The following is a 17,106-nucleotide window of genomic DNA, read 5'->3' as shown; positions in this document are numbered from 1 at the left end:
GAGTGAAGGACAGCGCTATTCTAATGGCTTTCCCGCCGGGTTCCGGCGAGGCATACCCAACCTTCGTGTTCACGCCAGACCGAGATGTCGACGTAGCGCGCGTAGACGGCCGCGACTTCGTCCGCCTGGCGTGCGAGCACGCCCGACAGCGCGATGCGCCCGCCCGGTTTGACCTTCGATGCGAGCATCGACGCCATCAGCTTCAGCGGGTTCGACAGGATGTTCGCGACGACGATGTCGAACTCGCCGTCCGGGCATGCGTCGGGCAACCCGTACGTGACTTCCGCACGGTTGCGCTCGCTGTTCTGCCGCGCCGATTCGACGGCTTGCGGATCGATGTCGATGCCGATGACGGGGTTCGCCCCGCATTTCTTCGCGAGGATCGCGAGAATGCCCGAGCCGCAGCCGTAGTCGAGCACCGACTGGCCGGGCTTCACCGACTGTTCGAGCCACTCCATGCACAGACGGGTAGTGGGGTGGCTGCCGGTGCCGAATGCGAGGCCCGGATCGAGCTCGAGGACGAGCGCATCGGGATCGGGCGCGTCGTGCCACGACGGCACGACCCAGATCCGCTCGCCGATCGGGATCGGCTCGAACTGCGATTGCGTGAGCCGCACCCAGTCCTGTTCCTCGACTTCGCGGACGACGAACTTCGGCGTTTCGGCGATGCCGATCTCGTTCGCGGCCGCGGCGAGCAGCACGGCCGGCTCATGGTCGGCCGACAGCAGCGCGACCACGCGCGAGTGCTGCCACGCGGTGCGGTCGGGCACGAGGCCCGGCTCGCCGAAGAGCGGCTGTTCGTCGGGCGTGTCGGCGTCGGCGTCCTCGACGGACACCGACAGCGCGCCGAGGTCGAGCAGCGCGTCGGACAGCGCCTCCGCATGCTCACGGGCCAGTTCGACGACGAGTTCGCGATAGCTCATGCTTACGCTTCTTCCGGTGCGACCTGCTGCTTCTGCGCGAGCCGGTTTTCGAGATAGTGGATGCTGGTGCCGCCTTCGACGAACTTCGAGTCGATCATCAGCTCGCGGTGCAGCGGGATGTTGGTCTGGATGCCTTCGACGACCATTTCCGACAGCGCGATGCGCATGCGGCGGATCGCCTGCTCGCGCGTCGCGCCGTAGGTGATCAGCTTGCCGATCATCGAATCATAGTTCGGCGGCACGAAATAGCCATTGTAGGCATGCGAGTCGACGCGCACGCCGGGGCCGCCCGGCGTATGCCACGACGTGATCCGGCCCGGCGACGGCGTGAACTTGAACGGATCCTCGGCGTTGATCCGGCATTCGATCGCATGTCCGCGGAACTGGATGTCGCGCTGGCGCAGCGCGAGCTTCTCGCCGGCCGCGATGCGGATCTGTTCCTGCACGATGTCGACGCCCGTGATCAGCTCCGATACCGGGTGCTCGACCTGCACGCGCGTGTTCATCTCGATGAAGTAGAACTCGCCGTTTTCGTACAGGAATTCGAACGTGCCCGCACCGAGGTAGCCCATCTTCTTGCAGGCGTCCGCGCAGCGGTCGCCGATGCGGTCGATCAGGCGCCGCGGAATGCCGGGCGCCGGCGCTTCCTCGATCACCTTCTGGTGGCGGCGCTGCATCGAGCAGTCGCGCTCGCCCAGCCAGATCGCGTTCTTGTACGCGTCCGACAGCACCTGGATCTCGATGTGACGCGGGTTCTCGAGGAACTTCTCCATGTACACCTGCGGGTTGCCGAACGCACGGCCGGCTTCCTCGCGGGTCATGTTGACCGCGTTGACGAGCGCAGCCTCGGTGTGCACGACGCGCATCCCGCGCCCGCCGCCGCCGCCGGCCGCCTTGATGATGACCGGATAGCCGATCGCGCGCGCAATCTTGACGATCTCCTTCGGATCGTCCGGCAACGCGCCTTCCGAGCCCGGCACGCACGGCACGCCGGTCTTGATCATCGTCTGCTTCGCGGTGACCTTGTCGCCCATCATCCGGATCGTTTCCGGGCGCGGGCCGATGAACGTGAAGCCCGACTGCTCGACCCGCTCCGCGAAATCGGCGTTTTCCGACAGGAAGCCGTAGCCGGGGTGGATCGCCTCGGCATCGGTGACTTCCGCGGCGCTGATTAGCGCCGGCATGTTCAGGTAGCTCAGGTTCGACGGAGCCGGGCCGATGCAGACGGCTTCGTCCGCGAGGCGCACGTACTTGGCTTCCTTGTCGGCTTCCGAGTAGACGACCACCGTCTTGACGCCGAGCTCGCGGCATGCGCGCTGGATGCGCAGCGCGATTTCACCGCGGTTGGCAATGAGGATTTTTTCAAACATAGCGAGTATTCGTCTCTTCGAGGGGCGCGCGAACGGCGCCAGGCGAGCATCTCGGCGGCGCGCGGCCGGGACGGCCGCGCGGCGGGCTTAGCCGATCACGAAAAGCGGCTGGCCGTATTCGACGGCCTGGCCGTTCTCGACGAGGATTTCCTTGATCACGCCGGCCTTGTCCGACTCGATCTCGTTGAGCAGCTTCATCGCTTCGATGATGCAGATGGTCTGGCCTTCCTTGACCGTGTCGCCGACCTGGACGAACGGGTCCGCGCCCGGCGACGGTGCGCGATAGAACGTGCCGACCATCGGCGACGTCACGACGTGGCCTTGCGGTGCGGCCGGTGCGGCGGGGGCGCCCGCGGCCGGCGCGGCAGCGCCTTCGGTCGGCAGCGCGGCCGACGGAGCGGGCGCGCTGACTTGCGGGGCATACCCAGCCGTCGGCTGCACGTAGACCGGCGGTGCGTTCTTGACGATGCGCACCTTGCCTTCGCCTTCCGTCACTTCCAGCTCGGAGATGCCGGATTCGGAAACGAGGTCGATCAGAGTTTTCAGCTTACGAAGATCCATCGGGAATTCCCCTTTCAATACGTGAAAGCGCCGGTTAGGGGCCGGCGCTGAATCTAGATCGCGAAATCAGCCGCGCGACGTGCCTTGCAGCTTGTCCAGCGCGTACTCGAGCGCGTACAGATAACCTTTCCAGCCGAGCCCGCAGATCACGCCTTCGGCCTGGTCGGAAAAGTAGGAGTGGTGCCTGAACGCTTCGCGGCGATGCACGTTCGACAAGTGAACCTCGACGAACGGGATGCCAACGCCGGCGATCGCGTCCCGGATCGCAACGCTCGTGTGCGTGTACGCGGCCGGATTGATCAGGATGAAATCGGTCTGTTCCTCCCGCGCGGCCTGGATGCGGTCGACCAGCGCACCTTCATGGTTGCTCTGGAACGACGACAGCTCGGCGCCGGCTTCCCGGGCGCGCGCGGCAAGCGCCTGATCGATCTGAGCGAGCGTGACGCGGCCGTACACCTCCGGTTCCCGGGTGCCGAGAAGGTTCAGGTTGGGGCCGTGCAGCACCAGCAATCGTGTCATGGTCGCTTCTATTTCTGCGGAATTGCGCGAACTTTAGCGCTATTTAGAGAAATTTGTCTAGTTTTGCCGAACGGCCGGGCGCGACGGACCTGCAAGAATTACCGGCATGGAGGCAAAGTATCGGCGAATTCACGCGAAATTGCGGCGATCGACAGGCAAATCGCCGCCAACGTGCGGGCCGTCGTTCGGGCCGGTTACAGCGCGTCGAGCGTCTTTTTCAGCTCGGCCGGCTGGATTTGTCCCAATTTTGTCTCGCGAATCTTGCCGGTTTCGTCGATCACGACCGTAAACGGCAGCGCGCCGGCGGTATTTCCAAAATTACGGGCCAGATCGGCGCCTGCGTAACCGCTGACGAAGACCGGATAGTCGACCTTCACCTTCTGCAGGAAGTTCTTCACGTTCTGCTCGGAATCGACGCCGATCCCGATGAAACGGATGCCTTTCTGCTTGTACTGGTGCGACAGTGCGACGAGCTCGGGCATTTCCTCGACGCAGGGGCCGCACCACGATGCCCAGAAATTGACGACGACCTTCTGGCCCTTGAAAGCGGCCAGCGAGGCCGGCTTGCCGTCGGTGCCCGTCAGCGACGACGCCCACAGCTGGTCGACCGGGTTGCCCTGCGCGGCGGGCGCGGCGACGGCGACGCCGTCGTCGGCACTGCCGCGGAACCAATGGCCGGCGGTCAGTCCGCCGGCGACGGCGGCGGCCGCGACCACCGCGAGCGCCAACATGCGTTTCATCATCATCGTTGAATCATTCCGGTTCGGAAGGGGTCTTGCCTGCCTCGACGAGCGCGCGCAGCGCGGCGGCATCGGCGCGGGCGACGCGGCCGCGCGCGTCGGCCTTGACCGCGCCGCGCAGGTCGTCGCTCGCATAGAGCGCGAGATGGATGCCGATCGCGTCCATGTCGCGCCGCGGGCGCCACAGGAAACTGAGCGTCTCGACGTCGGCGCGGCCCGCGAAGTGCCGCGTCTCGGAGACGTCGTACTGGACGTTCTGGTTCAGCAGGTAGATGGCGACGTCCTTCGGGTTGTCGGTGAATGCCTGCAAATGGATATCCGAATGGGCGTTCGCGGTGCCGTTCAGCACGGCGCCCGTCACATAGGGATGGAACTCGGCGAGCCGGCGCATCCAGTCGAGCGCGATCTCGCGCAGGCGGCGCAGTTCGTCCGGCTGGGTATCGCTCTGGAACAGCGCGAGGTATTCGCGCAGTTCTTCCTCGATCTGGTCGTTATCCGGCAGCCATTCGCCGGCAACGCGCGAATCGCCCAGCAACTGGCGCGCGGCCTTGCGCTTCGCGCCGGCATAGTCCAGGCCGTCCTCCGCGATCAGGCGGGCGGCGGATTGGGCGATTTCCTCGCGGACGCGCCGCGGGTCGAGAAGGGATTTGCGAGACATGATCCGGCAATCATACTCGATCGCCGACGGGCCCGAGCACGGGTACGGCGGGCCGCCGCCGGCCAGCCGGCCGGGGTTCGCCCGCATCGTTCGGGCCGCCGGGCAGCGCAGGCCGTCAGTTACAATAGCCATCTTTGTGTCGCGGCAAAAGTCGTGGGTCGGCGCCGGTCGCGCGGTCCGTCCGGCGCGCCGCACATGCATCCTTTCCGAATCGACGGCGCCCGGCGGCGCGAAAGCATTCATCTCTATGCACATCCATATTCTTGGCATCTGCGGCACCTTCATGGGCGGTCTCGCCGTACTCGCGCGCGAAGCGGGCCACACGGTGACGGGTTGCGACGCGGGCGTCTATCCGCCGATGAGCACCCAGCTCGAGGCACAGGGCATCACGCTGATCGAAGGCTACGGCGCCGAACAGATCGACCTGAAACCGGACCTGTTCGTGATCGGCAACGTCGTCACGCGCGGTAATCCGCTGATGGAGGCGATCCTCGATCGCGGCCTGCCGTACGTGTCGGGCCCGCAGTGGCTCGGCGAGCACGTGCTCGCCGGCAAGTGGGTGCTCGCGGTCGCGGGCACGCACGGCAAGACGACTACGTCGTCGATGCTCGCGTGGCTGCTGGAGGACGCGGGCCTGAACCCCGGTTTCCTGATCGGCGGCGTGCCGCTGAATTTCGGCGTGTCGGCACGGCTCACCGACTCGAGCTTCTTCGTGATCGAGGCCGACGAGTACGACACGGCGTTCTTCGACAAGCGTTCGAAGTTCGTCCACTACCGGCCGCGCACCGCGGTGCTGAACAACCTTGAATTCGATCACGCCGACATCTTCCCGGATCTCGCCGCGATCGAGACGCAATTCCACCATCTCGTGCGCACCGTGCCGGGCGTCGGCCGGATCGTCACGAACGGCCGCTCGGACGCGCTCGAACGCGTGCTGGCGCGCGGCTGCTGGAGCGAGGTCGAGCGCTTCGGCGTCGACGGCGGCTGGCAGGCGCTGCCGGCCGAGGACGGCGTGCCGGTCGACGAGCGCTTCGCGGTGTACTCGCAGGCCGAGCGCGTCGGCGAAGTCGCGTGGCAGGTGCAGGGCGACCACAACCGGATGAACGCGCTCGCGGCGATCGCCGCCGCGCGCCACGTCGGCGTGCCGCCCGCGCAGGCGGCGGCGTCGCTCGCGTCGTTCCGCAACGTGAAGCGCCGGATGGAAGTGCGCGGCAGCATCGACGGCGTGACCGTCTACGACGATTTCGCGCACCATCCGACCGCGATCGAAACCACGATCGCCGGCCTTCGTGCGCGCATCGGCCGCCAGAATGCCCGCATCCTCGCCGTGCTCGAGCCGCGCTCGAACACGATGAAGCTCGGCGTGATGAAGTCGCAATTGCCGGCCAGCCTCGCCGATGCCGATCTCGTGTTCGGCTACGGCGCCCCGACGGGGCGCGACGCGCTCGGCTGGAATCTCGGCGAGTCGCTGGCGCCGCTGGGCGACAAGGCACGCGCGTTCGACGATCTCCACTTGCTGGTGAAGGCCGTCGTCGAGGCCGCGCGCCCGGGCGACCACGTGCTCGTGATGAGCAACGGCGGCTTCGGCGGCGTGCACCAGAAGCTGCTCGATGCGCTCGGGAGCCGCACGTGATCCTGTATCTGCACGGCTTCCGGTCGTCGCCGGAATCGCAGAAATCGCGACTGCTCGCCGCGCGCATGGCCGAACTCGGCCGTACCGGCGAGTGGCGGTGCCCGTCGCTGTCGGTGTCGCCGCTCGAGGCGATCGCGGTGGCCGAAGCGGAAGTGGCGGGCGCGCGCGACGTGACCGTCATCGGCAGCTCGCTCGGCGGCTATTACGCGACGTGGCTGGCGGAAAAGCACGGCTGGAAGGCCGTGCTGCTGAATCCGGCCATCGTGCCGCAACGCGATCTCGAGCAGCACCTGGGCGAACAGCCGCTGTGGCACGGCGGCGGCACGATCGTCGTCGAGCGCCGTCACCTGCATGAGCTCGACGCGCTGCGCGTGCCGGCAATCACGCGCGCCGAACGCTACTATCTGTTCGCGGCGACCGGCGACGAAGTGCTCGACTATCGCGAGATGCTGGCGCATTACCCGGGTGCGAAAACGCGCGTGATCGAAGGCAGCGATCACGGGATCAGCGAATTTGCCGACTATGTCGACGACGTTCTCGCATTTTGCGACGGAAAGACGTCATAAACCGGCCCTGTGCCGATCGAATTCCCATCATCATGCGGTGCCGCCGACGCGGCGCCGGGCAGTCTGAACGAGAGTACTGAGTGAACGTTTTCTTCGAGGAATCGGGCAGTTTCAAGGCGGGCAGCGTGCTGTCGCGCCAGGGCGATGCATTTCAGGTCGAGTTGCCCGGCGGGCGGCGCGCGAAGGTCCGTGCGAAAGACGTGCTGATCGAATTCGAGAAGCCGGCCGCGAGCGAGCTGATGCAGGAGGCCGACACGGCCGCGCAGCAGATCGACCTGGATTTCCTGTGGGAATGCGCGCCGGCCGACGAGTTTGCGTATACGGCGCTGGCCGCCGAGTATTTCGGCGCGGCCTACGGCCCGGTCGAGCGCGCGGCGCTGGTGCTGCGGCTGCATGGCTCGCCCGTCTACTTCCGCCGCAAGGGGCGCGGCCAGTATCAGCGCGCGCCGGAAGAGCAGCTCAAGATGGCGCTCGCGTCGCTCGAGCGCAAGCGCCAGCAGGCGCTGGTCCAGGCGCAGTACGAAGAGGAACTGAAGGCCGGCAAGCTGCCCGACGCGTTCGCGGGCAAGGTGCTCGGGCTGCTGACGCGGCCGGACAAGAACGCGATCGAATACAAGGCGATGGAAGCGGCGGCCGGCGCGCGCGGCGTGTCGCCGGCGCGGCTGATGCTCGACTGCGGCGGCATCGCGTCGCCGCGTGCGCTGCACGAGGCGCGCTTCCTCGCGGAATTCTTCCCGCACGGCACGGGCTTTCCGCCCGTCGCGGTCGGCCCGCTGCCGGACGACCTGCCGCGCGCGAACGTCGAGGCATTTTCGATCGACGACATCACGACGACCGAGATCGACGATGCGTTCTCGGTCGAGCACCTGTCCGACGGCCGCGTGCGGATCGGCGTGCACATCGCGGCGCCGGCGCTCGGCATCGTGCGCGGCGACGCGGTCGATGCGATCGCGCGCACGCGCCTGTCGACCGTCTACATGCCGGGCGACAAGATCACGATGCTGCCGGACGACGTCGTCGACGTGTTCACGCTGAAGGAGGGCGATTACCGTCCGGCGCTGTCGCTGTACATCATCGTCAACCGCGAAACGCAGGAGATCGTCGCGAACGAGACGCGCGCCGAGCTCGTGTTCGTGAAGAACAACCTGCGCCACAACACGCTCGACGAGCTCGTCACCGAAGAGACGCTCGCGGCCGGCACCGGCGACTATCCGCACAAGGACGACATCGCCGTGCTGTGGCCGCTCGCGCAGGCGCTGTTCGAGAAGCGCCAGGTCGCCCGCGCGGGCTACGGCCTGAAGCGCGAGGTGCAGCGCAACACCGACTACAACTTCTACGTCGAAGGCGAGCACGTGTCGATCACGCCGCGTCGCCGCGGGTCGCCGCTCGACCTGATCGTGTCGGAGCTCGCGATCCTCGCGAACTCGACCTGGGGCGCGTTCCTGCACGACCACACGGTGCCGGGCATCTATCGCTCGCAGCGCGGCTTCGGCGCGCCGGGCCCGAAGCGCACGCGGATGCAGACGACGGCCGCGCCGCACGAAGGCCTCGGCGTGGCCCAGTACGCATGGAGCACGTCGCCGCTGCGCCGCTATGTCGACCTCGTGAACCAGTGGCAGCTGCTCGCGTGCGTGCAGCATGGCGTCACCGCGAAGCTCGCCGCGCCGTTCAAGCCGAAGGACGCCGACCTGTACGCGGTCGTGCAGGGTTTCGACGATACCTATACGGCCTATGCCGATTACCAGCGCCGCATGGAGTACTTCTGGTGCCTGCGCTGGCTCGCGCAGGAGCAGAAGAAGCAGGTGGTCGCGAGCGTCGTGAAGGGTGATCTCGTGCGCCTGGAGGACATTCCGCTGCTGCTGCATGTGCCGGGGCTCGGCGTGCATGCGCGCGGCACGCGCGTGCTGCTCGACGTGATGTCGCTCGACGAGCTGACGATCGAGGCGTCGGTGCGCCTGCTGAACGTGCTCGACGCGCCGACCGTGACGAGCGGCGACGCGGCCGACGAAGAGGATGACGCCGAAGGCGGCGACGACACGCTGGTCGACGCGGAAGACGCGTCGGCGGAAACCGAAGCCGAAGCGCTGGCCGAAGCGCTGGCCGAAGCGGACGGCGCGGCATCGCAGGCGGGCGGCGAAGCCGCGAACGGCAACGACGGCGAAGAAGGGCGCGCATCATGACCGCGGCGGTGTCGACGAGCGGTGCCGACCGCTATGTCGTGTTCGGCAACCCGGTGGCGCACAGCAAGTCGCCGTTCATCCACGCGCAGTTCGCCGCGCAGACGGGCGAGCCGATCGAGTATGCGCACCGGCTTGCGCCGGTCGACGGCTTTGAAGCCGCCGTGCGCGCCTTCGTCGCCGAAGGCGGCCGCGGCGCGAACGTGACGGTGCCGTTCAAGCTCGAGGCGCATGCGCTGGCCGACTCGCTGTCGCCGCGCGCGGCGGCGGCGGGTGCGGTGAACACGCTGCGCATCGATGCCGACGGCCGTATTCACGGCGACAACACCGATGGCGTCGGCCTCGTGCGCGACATCGAAGCGAATCTCGGCGTGTCGCTCGCGGGCGCGCGCATCCTGCTGCTCGGCGCGGGCGGTGCGGCGCGCGGCGTCGTGCTGCCGCTGCTCGACCGCGCGCCGCTGTCGATCACGATCGTGAACCGCACCGCGAGCAAGGCCGAGGCACTCGTCGGCCAGTTCATGCAGGCCGCGCACGATGCGGGCTGCACGCTCGCGGGCGGCGGCCCCGACGTCGTGCGCGCGGAGCCGTACGACGTGGTGATCAATGCGACGGCCGGCAGCCTCGACGCCGCGTTGCCGGAATGCGACGCGGCCGCGTTCGGCGCGGGCACGCTCGCATACGACATGATGTACGGCGCGCAGCCGACGGTGTTCATGCAGCACGCGGCGTCGCTCGGCGCGCGCACGGCCGACGGGCTCGGGATGCTCGTCGAACAGGCGGCCGAATCGTTCTTCATCTGGCGCGGCGTGCGGCCGGACGGCGCACCGGTGCTGGCCGCGCTGCGCCAGGCGCTCGCGGCGAGCTGACCGGAGCGCGGCACGTGGTGGCGGTGAGCAGCACGCAGCGCACGCGATCGGTGAGCCTCGCTCGCTGGATCGCGTATGCGGGATCGGTGTTCGCGCTCGCGTGGCTCGCGACGCAGCTGTTCTATCTTGCGCAGATCGCGTTGTGGTCGTTCGTGAACCCGGGCTCGACCGCGTTCATGCGCACCGACGCGTGGTGGCTGTCGCGCGCGACGCCGCCCGCGCAGATCCAGCACCAGTGGGTGCCGTACGACCAGATCTCGCGCAACCTGAAGCGCGCGCTGATCGCGTCCGAGGACGCGACCTTCGCGACCAACAACGGCTACGACGTCGACGCGATCCTGCAGGCGTGGGAGAAGAACAAGGCGCGCGGCAGGATCGTCGCGGGCGGCTCGACGATCACGCAGCAACTCGCGCGCAACCTGTTCCTGTCGCGCGAGAAGAGCTACATCCGCAAGGGGCAGGAGCTCATCATCACGTGGATGCTCGAAGCGGTGCTCGACAAGGAGCGCATCTTCGAGATCTACCTGAATTCCGTCGAATGGGGCCGCGGCGTGTACGGCGCCGAGGCGGCCGCACGCTATTACTACAAGGTTCCCGCGAGCCGGCTCGGTGCGTGGCAGTCGGCGCGTCTCGCGGTGATGCTGCCGAAGCCGCGCTGGTTCGACGCGCATCGCGGCTCGGCCTACCAGGCACAGCGCGCGGCGGTCATCGCGCGCCGGATGGGGACGGCCGAACTGCCGCAATCGGAGTGAGCGGCGCGAGCGCGCCGTCGCATTGTCCGTTCCGTCGCCCGTGCGCCATTGCTGCGCCGCAGCGCATTCGTGTCGCGCGCATGTCGGGCCACATCCGTTAGACGAATTCGTCTATTTCGCTTTCCTGAGCAATGCGGGCGACCGTGCGTTTTTGTTTGCCTGCATGGCACGAATTTCGCCCTTTTTTAGTCGCTGCGGGTAAACGCGAAAGCCGATGAAAGCGACGTGAAATGCAACGTTTCACGATTCGAAGCATTCCTGAAAGGTGTGCGCCGCACCCTTGGCCGGCCAAATATTTCAAAATTTTTCAAAGCTGACGGGCTCGCGTATATTGGCCAGCGCCTCGGCTCATCGGCCGCAAGCGAGGCGGGGGGCGGCTTATCCGGCTGCTCGACACAAAAAACATCCGAGAGAAGGAAAGCAACGATGCCAGCGAGCAAAGCGAAGCTGTTGTTGGGGGTAGTGTTTTCTTCGCTGATCCTGACGGCCTGCAACGACGACGTGACATCGTCCGCCGCTGCGAACGCCGCCAATTCAGCCGATCCCGCCGGTCAGGCGGACCAGGCTTACAACGATCCGAACAGTTATTCGTCGAGCGCGAACGCGTCGCTCGACCCCGCCGCCGCGGTTGAAAAGGCCGCCGTCACGCATCACCAGATCACGCTGAACGGCAAGACGATCCGCTACACGGCCACGGCCGGCCACCTCGTCGCGCGCAATCCGCAGACCGGCGCGCCCGAAGCCTCGTTCTTCTACGTCGCCTACACGGCCGACAACCAGCCCGCGGCGAAGCGGCCCGTCACGTTCCTGTACAACGGCGGCCCGGGCTCGGCATCGGTGTGGCTGCACCTCGGTTCGTTCGGCCCGCGCCGGATCCAGACGGGCGACCCGAACGCGAATACGTCGACGTTCCCGTTCGTCGACAACCAGGAAAGCCTGCTCGACACGACCGACCTCGTGTTCGTCGATGCGATCGGCACCGGCTTTTCCGAAGCGATCGCGCCGAACACGAACCAGACATTCTGGGGCGTCGACCAGGACGGCGGCGCCTTCCGCGATTTCGTCACGCGCTACCTGACCGTGAACCAGCGCACCGGTTCGCCGAAATACCTGTTCGGCGAATCGTACGGCACGCCGCGCACCGACGTGCTCGCGAACCTGCTCGAGACGGCCGGCGTGAAGCTCGACGGCATCGTGCTGCAGTCGTCGATCCTGAACTACAACACGAACTGCGACATGGCGAGCGACTACGTCGGCAACTCGAACAACGGGTCGAGCCCGGTGAGTTGCGCGGGCTTCGTGCCGTCGTACGGGGCCGTCGGCGCTTACTATCAGCTCGACAATCCGAACCCGTCGAACCTGCCGCAGTACGCGGACCAGATGCGCCTGCTGACGGCCGGCAGCTACGCGCCCGCCGTGAACGCGTACCTCGCGAGCCATACGCCGCCGCCGCCGAACCTCGTGACGACGATGGTGAATGCGACCGGCGTGAAGCAGTCGCTGTGGAATGCGGACTTCAACGTGATCCCGACCTTCTTCGACAACAGCTTCCAGCTGTCGCTGGTCCCGGGCACGCTGATCGGCCGCTACGACGCGCGCGTGAACGTGCCCGTGTCGAGCCCGCTCGCGGCGGACGGCGATCCGTCGAGCTCGTTCATCACGAAGCCGTTCACCGACACGATCGGCCGCTACCTGCCGAACGAACTGAAGTACACCGCGCAGTCGGCCTACTCGGTGAGCAGCAACGCGATCAACACGTGGGACTGGACGCACGACGGGCTCGCGATGCCCGACACGATTCCCGACCTCGCCGCGGCGCTGACGCTGAACCCGCAGCTGAAGGTGCTGTCGTTGAACGGGTATCACGACATCGCGACGCCGTTCTACCAGACCGAGCTCGACCTCGCGCGGCTCGGGACGCAGCCGAACCTGACGATCAAGGACTATCAGGGCGGACACATGGTCTATCTCGACGATACGTCGCGTCCGCAGGAGAAAGCCGACCTCGTGACCTTCTACAACGCGGCCGCGCACTGATGCAGCGCCGGGCCGGCGTCGGGCGCCCGCGATGGCGCCGTCCGCCGGCCGTCGACGACCTCATTCCAGACTGGAGCCTGATATGAAGAACCGTTTCATCGTCGTTGCCGCGGCGCTCGCATGGGTCGGCGCCGCAGCATCCGTATCCGCGTTCGCGCAGGCGAGCGATGCCGCCGCACCGGCGCGTGCGCGCCAGGCGCAGCTCGGCGATCCGTACGTGCCGCCGGCCGCGCGCCGCGCGACCGCCGGCACGCAGACGACCGGCGCCGCGCTGCATGCGCAGGTGGTGCGCAAGCTCGCGAGCCAGTTCAGCGCGGCCGACACGCAGAACACGGGCTCGATCACCGAGTCGCAGGCGCGCGCGGCCGGCCTCGGCTATGTCGCGAATCACTTCCGGCAGATCGATGCGGGCGGCAACGGCCGCGTGTCGTTCGCCGACGTGCAGCGCTACATGCAGGCACGCAGCACGAGCAGCCAGCAGTAAGCGCGGCGGATCGTGAACCAACGGGGGCGGAACCCGCGACACGGCGGGTTCCGCCCCCGTGTTCATGGCGCGGCCGTTGCCTCGCACCCGCGGCCGGTTTCCGCCGGATTCTCATTATCTGGACAACGCATTCAAATATTGGAGCCGAGTGCGCGCGCTCCTACAATCCGAAGCACATCGACAGCTTCGGACCCACGCATCGCGCGGCGCCCGTCGCACACGGAGACACCTTCCATGAAGTTCGCCGGGCGCTTTACTCGGTGCATCGACCGCCGCCACGCCGCAGCACGGGACCTCGTTCCGGCGCCGCGCGTGCGGCTTCACCGATTCCGTTGAAGAAGCCCGTTCCATGACCAAGATGCCCGATTCCCTTGCCCTCGACGCCCGGCGCGCGACGCCGGCCGATGTCTCGCTGACCGACAGCATCGGCGCGACCAGCACGCCGCTCGATCTCGCCGCGCAGCAGGCGGGCACGCAGACGCTGCTGCGCGGCCTCGCGATCCTCGAGGCGATCGCGAACGGCGCGCGCGACATGCGCGCGATCGGCGCGGCGCTCGGGACGACGCGCAGCACGACGCACCGTCTCGTCAGCAGCCTCGTGCAGGCGCGCTACCTGCGCCAGGTGCAGGGCGGCTACCTGCTCGGCCCGAAGCTGATCGAGCTCGGCACGATCGCGCTCGAGCAGATGCCGCTCACCGCGGTGGCGCGGCCGCATCTCGAAGCGCTCGCGGAAGCGACGCTCGACACGATCCACCTCGGCGTGCGCGACGGCGACGACGTGCTGTACATCGACAAGATTCCCGGCACGCGCGGCCTCGAGATGCGCTCGCGCGTCGGCCACCGGATGCCGCTCGCGTCGACCGGCATCGGCAAGGCAATGATGCTCGACCTCGATCCGGACCTGTGGCGTTCGCTGTTCGAGGCCGCGCGACGCGCGCTGGCCGGCGTCAATTTCAAGCCCGACAACCGGCCCGAGACGAGCGCGTTCCTGCAGCGCATGGCCCACTACGCGGCCGGCGGCTATACGTTCGACCTCGAGGAGAACGAGGCGTCGATCCGCTGCGTGGCCGCACCGATCCGCGACGCGTCGGGCGCGATCGTCGCGGCCGTGTCGGTCGCCAGCACCATTCCGTACATGCCGCACGACCGGATGGACGAACTGATTCCGCTCGTGCAGCGCGAAGCGCGAGCCATTTCCGCGGAACTGGGCTGGAGCCCGCCGCAGGGTACCCGCAGGATCAAACGATGACCACTTCGACCCGGCCCGCTCCGGACGCCAGCACCGCCTTTCCGTCGCTGATCGCGCTCGACTGGGGCACGACGTCGCTGCGCGCCTACCTGTACGACGCGCGCGGCGCGCTGCTCGACACGCGCAGCCGCGCGGCGGGCGTGATGCATGTGCCGGGCGGCGGTGCGCGCGCGTTCGACGCCGTCTTCGAGGAAGCGTGCGGCGACTGGCTCGACCGCACGCCCGGCCTGCCGGTGCTTGCCGCCGGGATGGTGGGCAGCGCGCAGGGCTGGCGCGAGGCGCCGTACGTCGCGGTGCCGGCCGGCGCCGACGCGCTCGTCGCGGGCCTCATCACGGTGACGACGTCGCGCGGCGCGACGGTCTCGATCGTGCCGGGCGTGATCGCGACGGGCGAACTGCCCGACGTGATGCGCGGCGAAGAAACGCAGATCGTCGGCGCACTCGCGAGCGATCCCACGCTTGGCGCCGATCGTTCAGGGGTACTGATCGGCTTGCCGGGCACGCATGCGAAATGGGCGTGGGTGAAGCACGGGTTGATCGAACGTTTCCAGACCTTCATGACGGGCGAGCTGTTTGCCGTGCTGCGCGATCACACGATCCTCGGCCGCACGATGCGCGCGGGCGCCTCGCCCGACCGCGACGCATTCGTGCGCGGCGTGTCGGTCGCGCGCGGCGCGCAGCGCACCGGGCTGCTCGCGACGATTTTCAGCACGCGCACGCTGGGGCTGACCGACCGGCTCGCGCCCGATGCGCAGGGCGACTACCTGTCGGGCCTGCTGATCGGCCATGAACTCAATGCGCTCGACGCGATGCTCGCGGAGCGCGGCATCGCGCTCGCGGACCAGCCGCTCTTGCTGATCGGCGACGACGGCTTGTGCGCGCGCTACGTCGACGCGCTCGAGGTATTCGGCCATGCGCATGCGCGCGTTGCCGCGCATGCGACCGAGCGCGGCCTGTGGCGCATCGCGTCGCGTGCCGGGCTCGTGCGCGCGGACGGCGAGCCCGTCTGCGCCGACCAATGAACTGCTTGCAGAGGAATCTTCGATGCCGTCCGACCTGACCTTGCCCGCGCCGTACACGCCCCACGCCGCCCTGATGCGCGCGTTCGACGCGTGTCCGCTGATCGCGATCATGCGCGGCATCACGCCCGCCGAGGCGGCCGACCACGGCCGCGCGCTGTACGAGGCCGGCTTCCGGATCGTCGAAGTGCCGCTCAACTCGCCGGATCCGTTCGACAGCATCGCGGCGCTGCGGCGCGCGCTGCCGGACGACGCGATCGTCGGCGCGGGCACCGTGCTGCGTGCCGAGTACGTCGACCGCGTGCAGGATGCGGGCGGCGCGCTGATCGTGATGCCGCACAGCGACGCGGCGGTGATCCGCCGCGCCCGCGAGCGCGGCCTCGCGAGCGCACCGGGCGTCGCGACGCCGACCGAGGCGTTCGCGGCCCTGACGCACGGTGCCGACGTGCTGAAGATGTTCCCGGCCGAACAGCTCGGCGTGCCGGTCGTGAAGGCATGGCGCGCGGTGATCGACCGCGCGGTGCCGCTGATCCCGGTCGGCGGCATTTCGCCCGACAACATGGCGCCGTTCCTCGACGCGGGCGCGAACGGCTTCGGCCTTGGCTCGGCGCTGTACCGGCCCGGCCAGTCGGCCGACACGACGGCGGCGAACGCGCGCGCGTTCCAGGCCGGCTTGCGCGTCGCGCGCGGCGGAGCGGCATGATGGGCCGCCTCGCGGGCAAGGTCGCGATGGTGACGGGCGCGGGCCGGGGTATCGGCGCCGCGATCGCCCGCGCGTTCGTTCGCGATGGCGCGGCCGTCGCGCTCGTCGATCTCGATTTCCCGCAGGCGCAGCACACGGCCGCCGCGATCGCGCGCGAATTCGACGGCGCGCGCGTGTTGCCGCTGCAGGCCGACGTCGCGCGGCAGGATGCGGTGCGCGATGCGCTCGCGCGGACCGAAGCGGCGTTCGGTCCGCTCGACGTGCTCGTGAACAACGCGGGCATCAACGTGTTCGCCGATCCGCTGACGATGACCGACGACGACTGGCGCCGCTGCTTCGCGGTCGATCTCGACGGCGTGTGGCACGGTTGCCGCGCGGCGCTGGAGGGAATGGTCGAGCGCGGCCGCGGCAGCATCGTGAACATCGCGTCGACGCATGCATTCAGGATCATCCCGGGCTGCTTTCCGTACCCGGTCGCGAAGCACGGCGTGCTCGGTCTCACGCGCGCGCTCGGCATCGAATACGCGGCGCGCAACGTGCGCGTGAACGCGATCGCGCCGGGCTACATCGAGACACAGCTCACGCGCGACTGGTGGGACGCGCAACCCGATCCGGCCGCCGCGCGCGCCGCGACGCTCGCGCTGCAGCCGATGAAGCGGATCGGCCGGCCGGAGGAGGTCGCGATGACAGCCGTGTTCCTGGCGTCCGACGAGGCACCGTTCATCAATGCCGCCTGCATCACCGTCGACGGCGGGCGCGCGGCGCTGTACCACGACTGACGCAACGATTCGAAAGACCGCACGTGCGACGGCCGCGCGCACGCTGCGTCGAAACCAACAAGCGGCTGCA

At 68.2% G+C, this 17,106-nt stretch carries 17 protein-coding genes; 11 read left to right on the top strand and 6 right to left on the bottom strand.

Annotated elements, in window-relative coordinates; genetic code table 11:
• Positions 1-20: 20 nt before the first annotated feature.
• The 6 genes from prmA to AC0KUR_RS18760 all read right to left on the bottom strand — a co-directional run bounded on the left by prmA (position 21) and on the right by AC0KUR_RS18760 (position 4,771).
• On the bottom strand, positions 21-923 hold the full coding sequence (gene prmA, locus AC0KUR_RS18785) for a 50S ribosomal protein L11 methyltransferase (protein WP_034186386.1): 903 nt from the start codon (positions 921-923) through the stop codon (positions 21-23).
• A gap of 2 nt (positions 924-925) precedes the next feature.
• A complete protein-coding gene (gene accC, locus AC0KUR_RS18780; protein ID WP_034186387.1) occupies positions 926-2,293 on the bottom strand; it encodes an acetyl-CoA carboxylase biotin carboxylase subunit in 1,368 nt (455 codons plus the stop codon).
• Positions 2,294-2,380: 87 nt separating this feature from the next.
• Entirely contained in the window at positions 2,381-2,854 is a 474-nt protein-coding gene (gene accB / locus AC0KUR_RS18775) for an acetyl-CoA carboxylase biotin carboxyl carrier protein (RefSeq protein WP_034186388.1), read from the bottom strand.
• A 66-nt stretch (positions 2,855-2,920) separates the two neighbouring features.
• Complete coding sequence (gene aroQ / locus AC0KUR_RS18770) at positions 2,921-3,373, bottom strand: type II 3-dehydroquinate dehydratase (protein WP_011350880.1); 453 nt, start codon at positions 3,371-3,373, stop codon at positions 2,921-2,923.
• A 194-nt stretch (positions 3,374-3,567) separates the two neighbouring features.
• Positions 3,568-4,119, bottom strand: coding sequence for a TlpA family protein disulfide reductase (locus AC0KUR_RS18765; RefSeq protein WP_069706789.1), 552 nt, complete (start codon positions 4,117-4,119; stop codon positions 3,568-3,570).
• Positions 4,120-4,126: 7 nt separating this feature from the next.
• Positions 4,127-4,771 (bottom strand): hypothetical protein, encoded by a 645-nt coding sequence (locus AC0KUR_RS18760; protein WP_034186444.1) that lies wholly within the window; start codon positions 4,769-4,771, stop codon positions 4,127-4,129.
• Between the two features lie 247 nt (positions 4,772-5,018).
• Here AC0KUR_RS18760 and mpl point away from each other — a divergent pair, with 247 nt between their 5' ends.
• The 11 genes from mpl (at position 5,019) to AC0KUR_RS18705 (ending at position 17,036) form a co-directional block, all read left to right on the top strand.
• The gene (gene mpl / locus AC0KUR_RS18755; protein ID WP_034186390.1) at positions 5,019-6,404 is read left to right on the top strand and encodes a UDP-N-acetylmuramate:L-alanyl-gamma-D-glutamyl-meso-diaminopimelate ligase; all 1,386 of its coding nucleotides are present in this window, start codon (positions 5,019-5,021) and stop codon (positions 6,402-6,404) included.
• Entirely contained in the window at positions 6,401-6,970 is a 570-nt protein-coding gene (locus AC0KUR_RS18750; RefSeq protein ID WP_034186391.1) for a YqiA/YcfP family alpha/beta fold hydrolase, read from the top strand. Before mpl ends, AC0KUR_RS18750 begins: the two co-directional genes overlap by 4 nt.
• Before the next feature lie 80 nt (positions 6,971-7,050).
• Positions 7,051-9,150, top strand: a complete 2,100-nt coding sequence (locus AC0KUR_RS18745) for a ribonuclease catalytic domain-containing protein (protein ID WP_473376284.1) — start codon at positions 7,051-7,053, stop codon at positions 9,148-9,150.
• A complete protein-coding gene (gene aroE / locus AC0KUR_RS18740) occupies positions 9,147-10,013 on the top strand; it encodes a shikimate dehydrogenase (protein ID WP_034186393.1) in 867 nt (288 codons plus the stop codon). The genes AC0KUR_RS18745 and aroE overlap by 4 nt, the downstream gene beginning before the upstream one ends.
• Before the next feature lie 14 nt (positions 10,014-10,027).
• On the top strand, positions 10,028-10,765 hold the full coding sequence (gene mtgA, locus AC0KUR_RS18735) for a monofunctional biosynthetic peptidoglycan transglycosylase (RefSeq protein WP_034186394.1): 738 nt from the start codon (positions 10,028-10,030) through the stop codon (positions 10,763-10,765).
• A 426-nt stretch (positions 10,766-11,191) separates the two neighbouring features.
• On the top strand, positions 11,192-12,802 hold the full coding sequence (locus AC0KUR_RS18730) for a S10 family peptidase (RefSeq protein WP_034186395.1): 1,611 nt from the start codon (positions 11,192-11,194) through the stop codon (positions 12,800-12,802).
• Between the two features lie 82 nt (positions 12,803-12,884).
• Positions 12,885-13,286 carry an EF-hand domain-containing protein gene (locus tag AC0KUR_RS18725; protein ID WP_034186396.1) on the top strand — a complete coding sequence of 134 codons (402 nt, stop codon included), beginning with the start codon at positions 12,885-12,887 and terminating at the stop codon, positions 13,284-13,286.
• A 349-nt stretch (positions 13,287-13,635) separates the two neighbouring features.
• A complete protein-coding gene (locus AC0KUR_RS18720) occupies positions 13,636-14,535 on the top strand; it encodes an IclR family transcriptional regulator (protein WP_034186397.1) in 900 nt (299 codons plus the stop codon).
• The gene (locus tag AC0KUR_RS18715) at positions 14,532-15,557 is read left to right on the top strand and encodes a 2-dehydro-3-deoxygalactonokinase (protein ID WP_034186398.1); all 1,026 of its coding nucleotides are present in this window, start codon (positions 14,532-14,534) and stop codon (positions 15,555-15,557) included. The genes AC0KUR_RS18720 and AC0KUR_RS18715 overlap by 4 nt, the downstream gene beginning before the upstream one ends.
• Before the next feature lie 22 nt (positions 15,558-15,579).
• Positions 15,580-16,257: a 2-dehydro-3-deoxy-6-phosphogalactonate aldolase gene (locus AC0KUR_RS18710; protein WP_034186399.1), complete on the top strand. Its 678-nt coding sequence runs from the start codon at positions 15,580-15,582 to the stop codon at positions 16,255-16,257.
• Positions 16,257-17,036, top strand: a complete 780-nt coding sequence (locus AC0KUR_RS18705) for an SDR family oxidoreductase (RefSeq protein ID WP_473376296.1) — start codon at positions 16,257-16,259, stop codon at positions 17,034-17,036. Before AC0KUR_RS18710 ends, AC0KUR_RS18705 begins: the two co-directional genes overlap by 1 nt.
• Positions 17,037-17,106: the final 70 nt, after the last annotated feature.

The sequence above is a fragment of the Burkholderia sp. YHN3-13 genome (assembly GCF_055810675.1).
The sequence above is the reverse complement of the archived record's forward strand: the minus strand, read 5'-3'. Positions and strand labels throughout refer to the sequence as shown.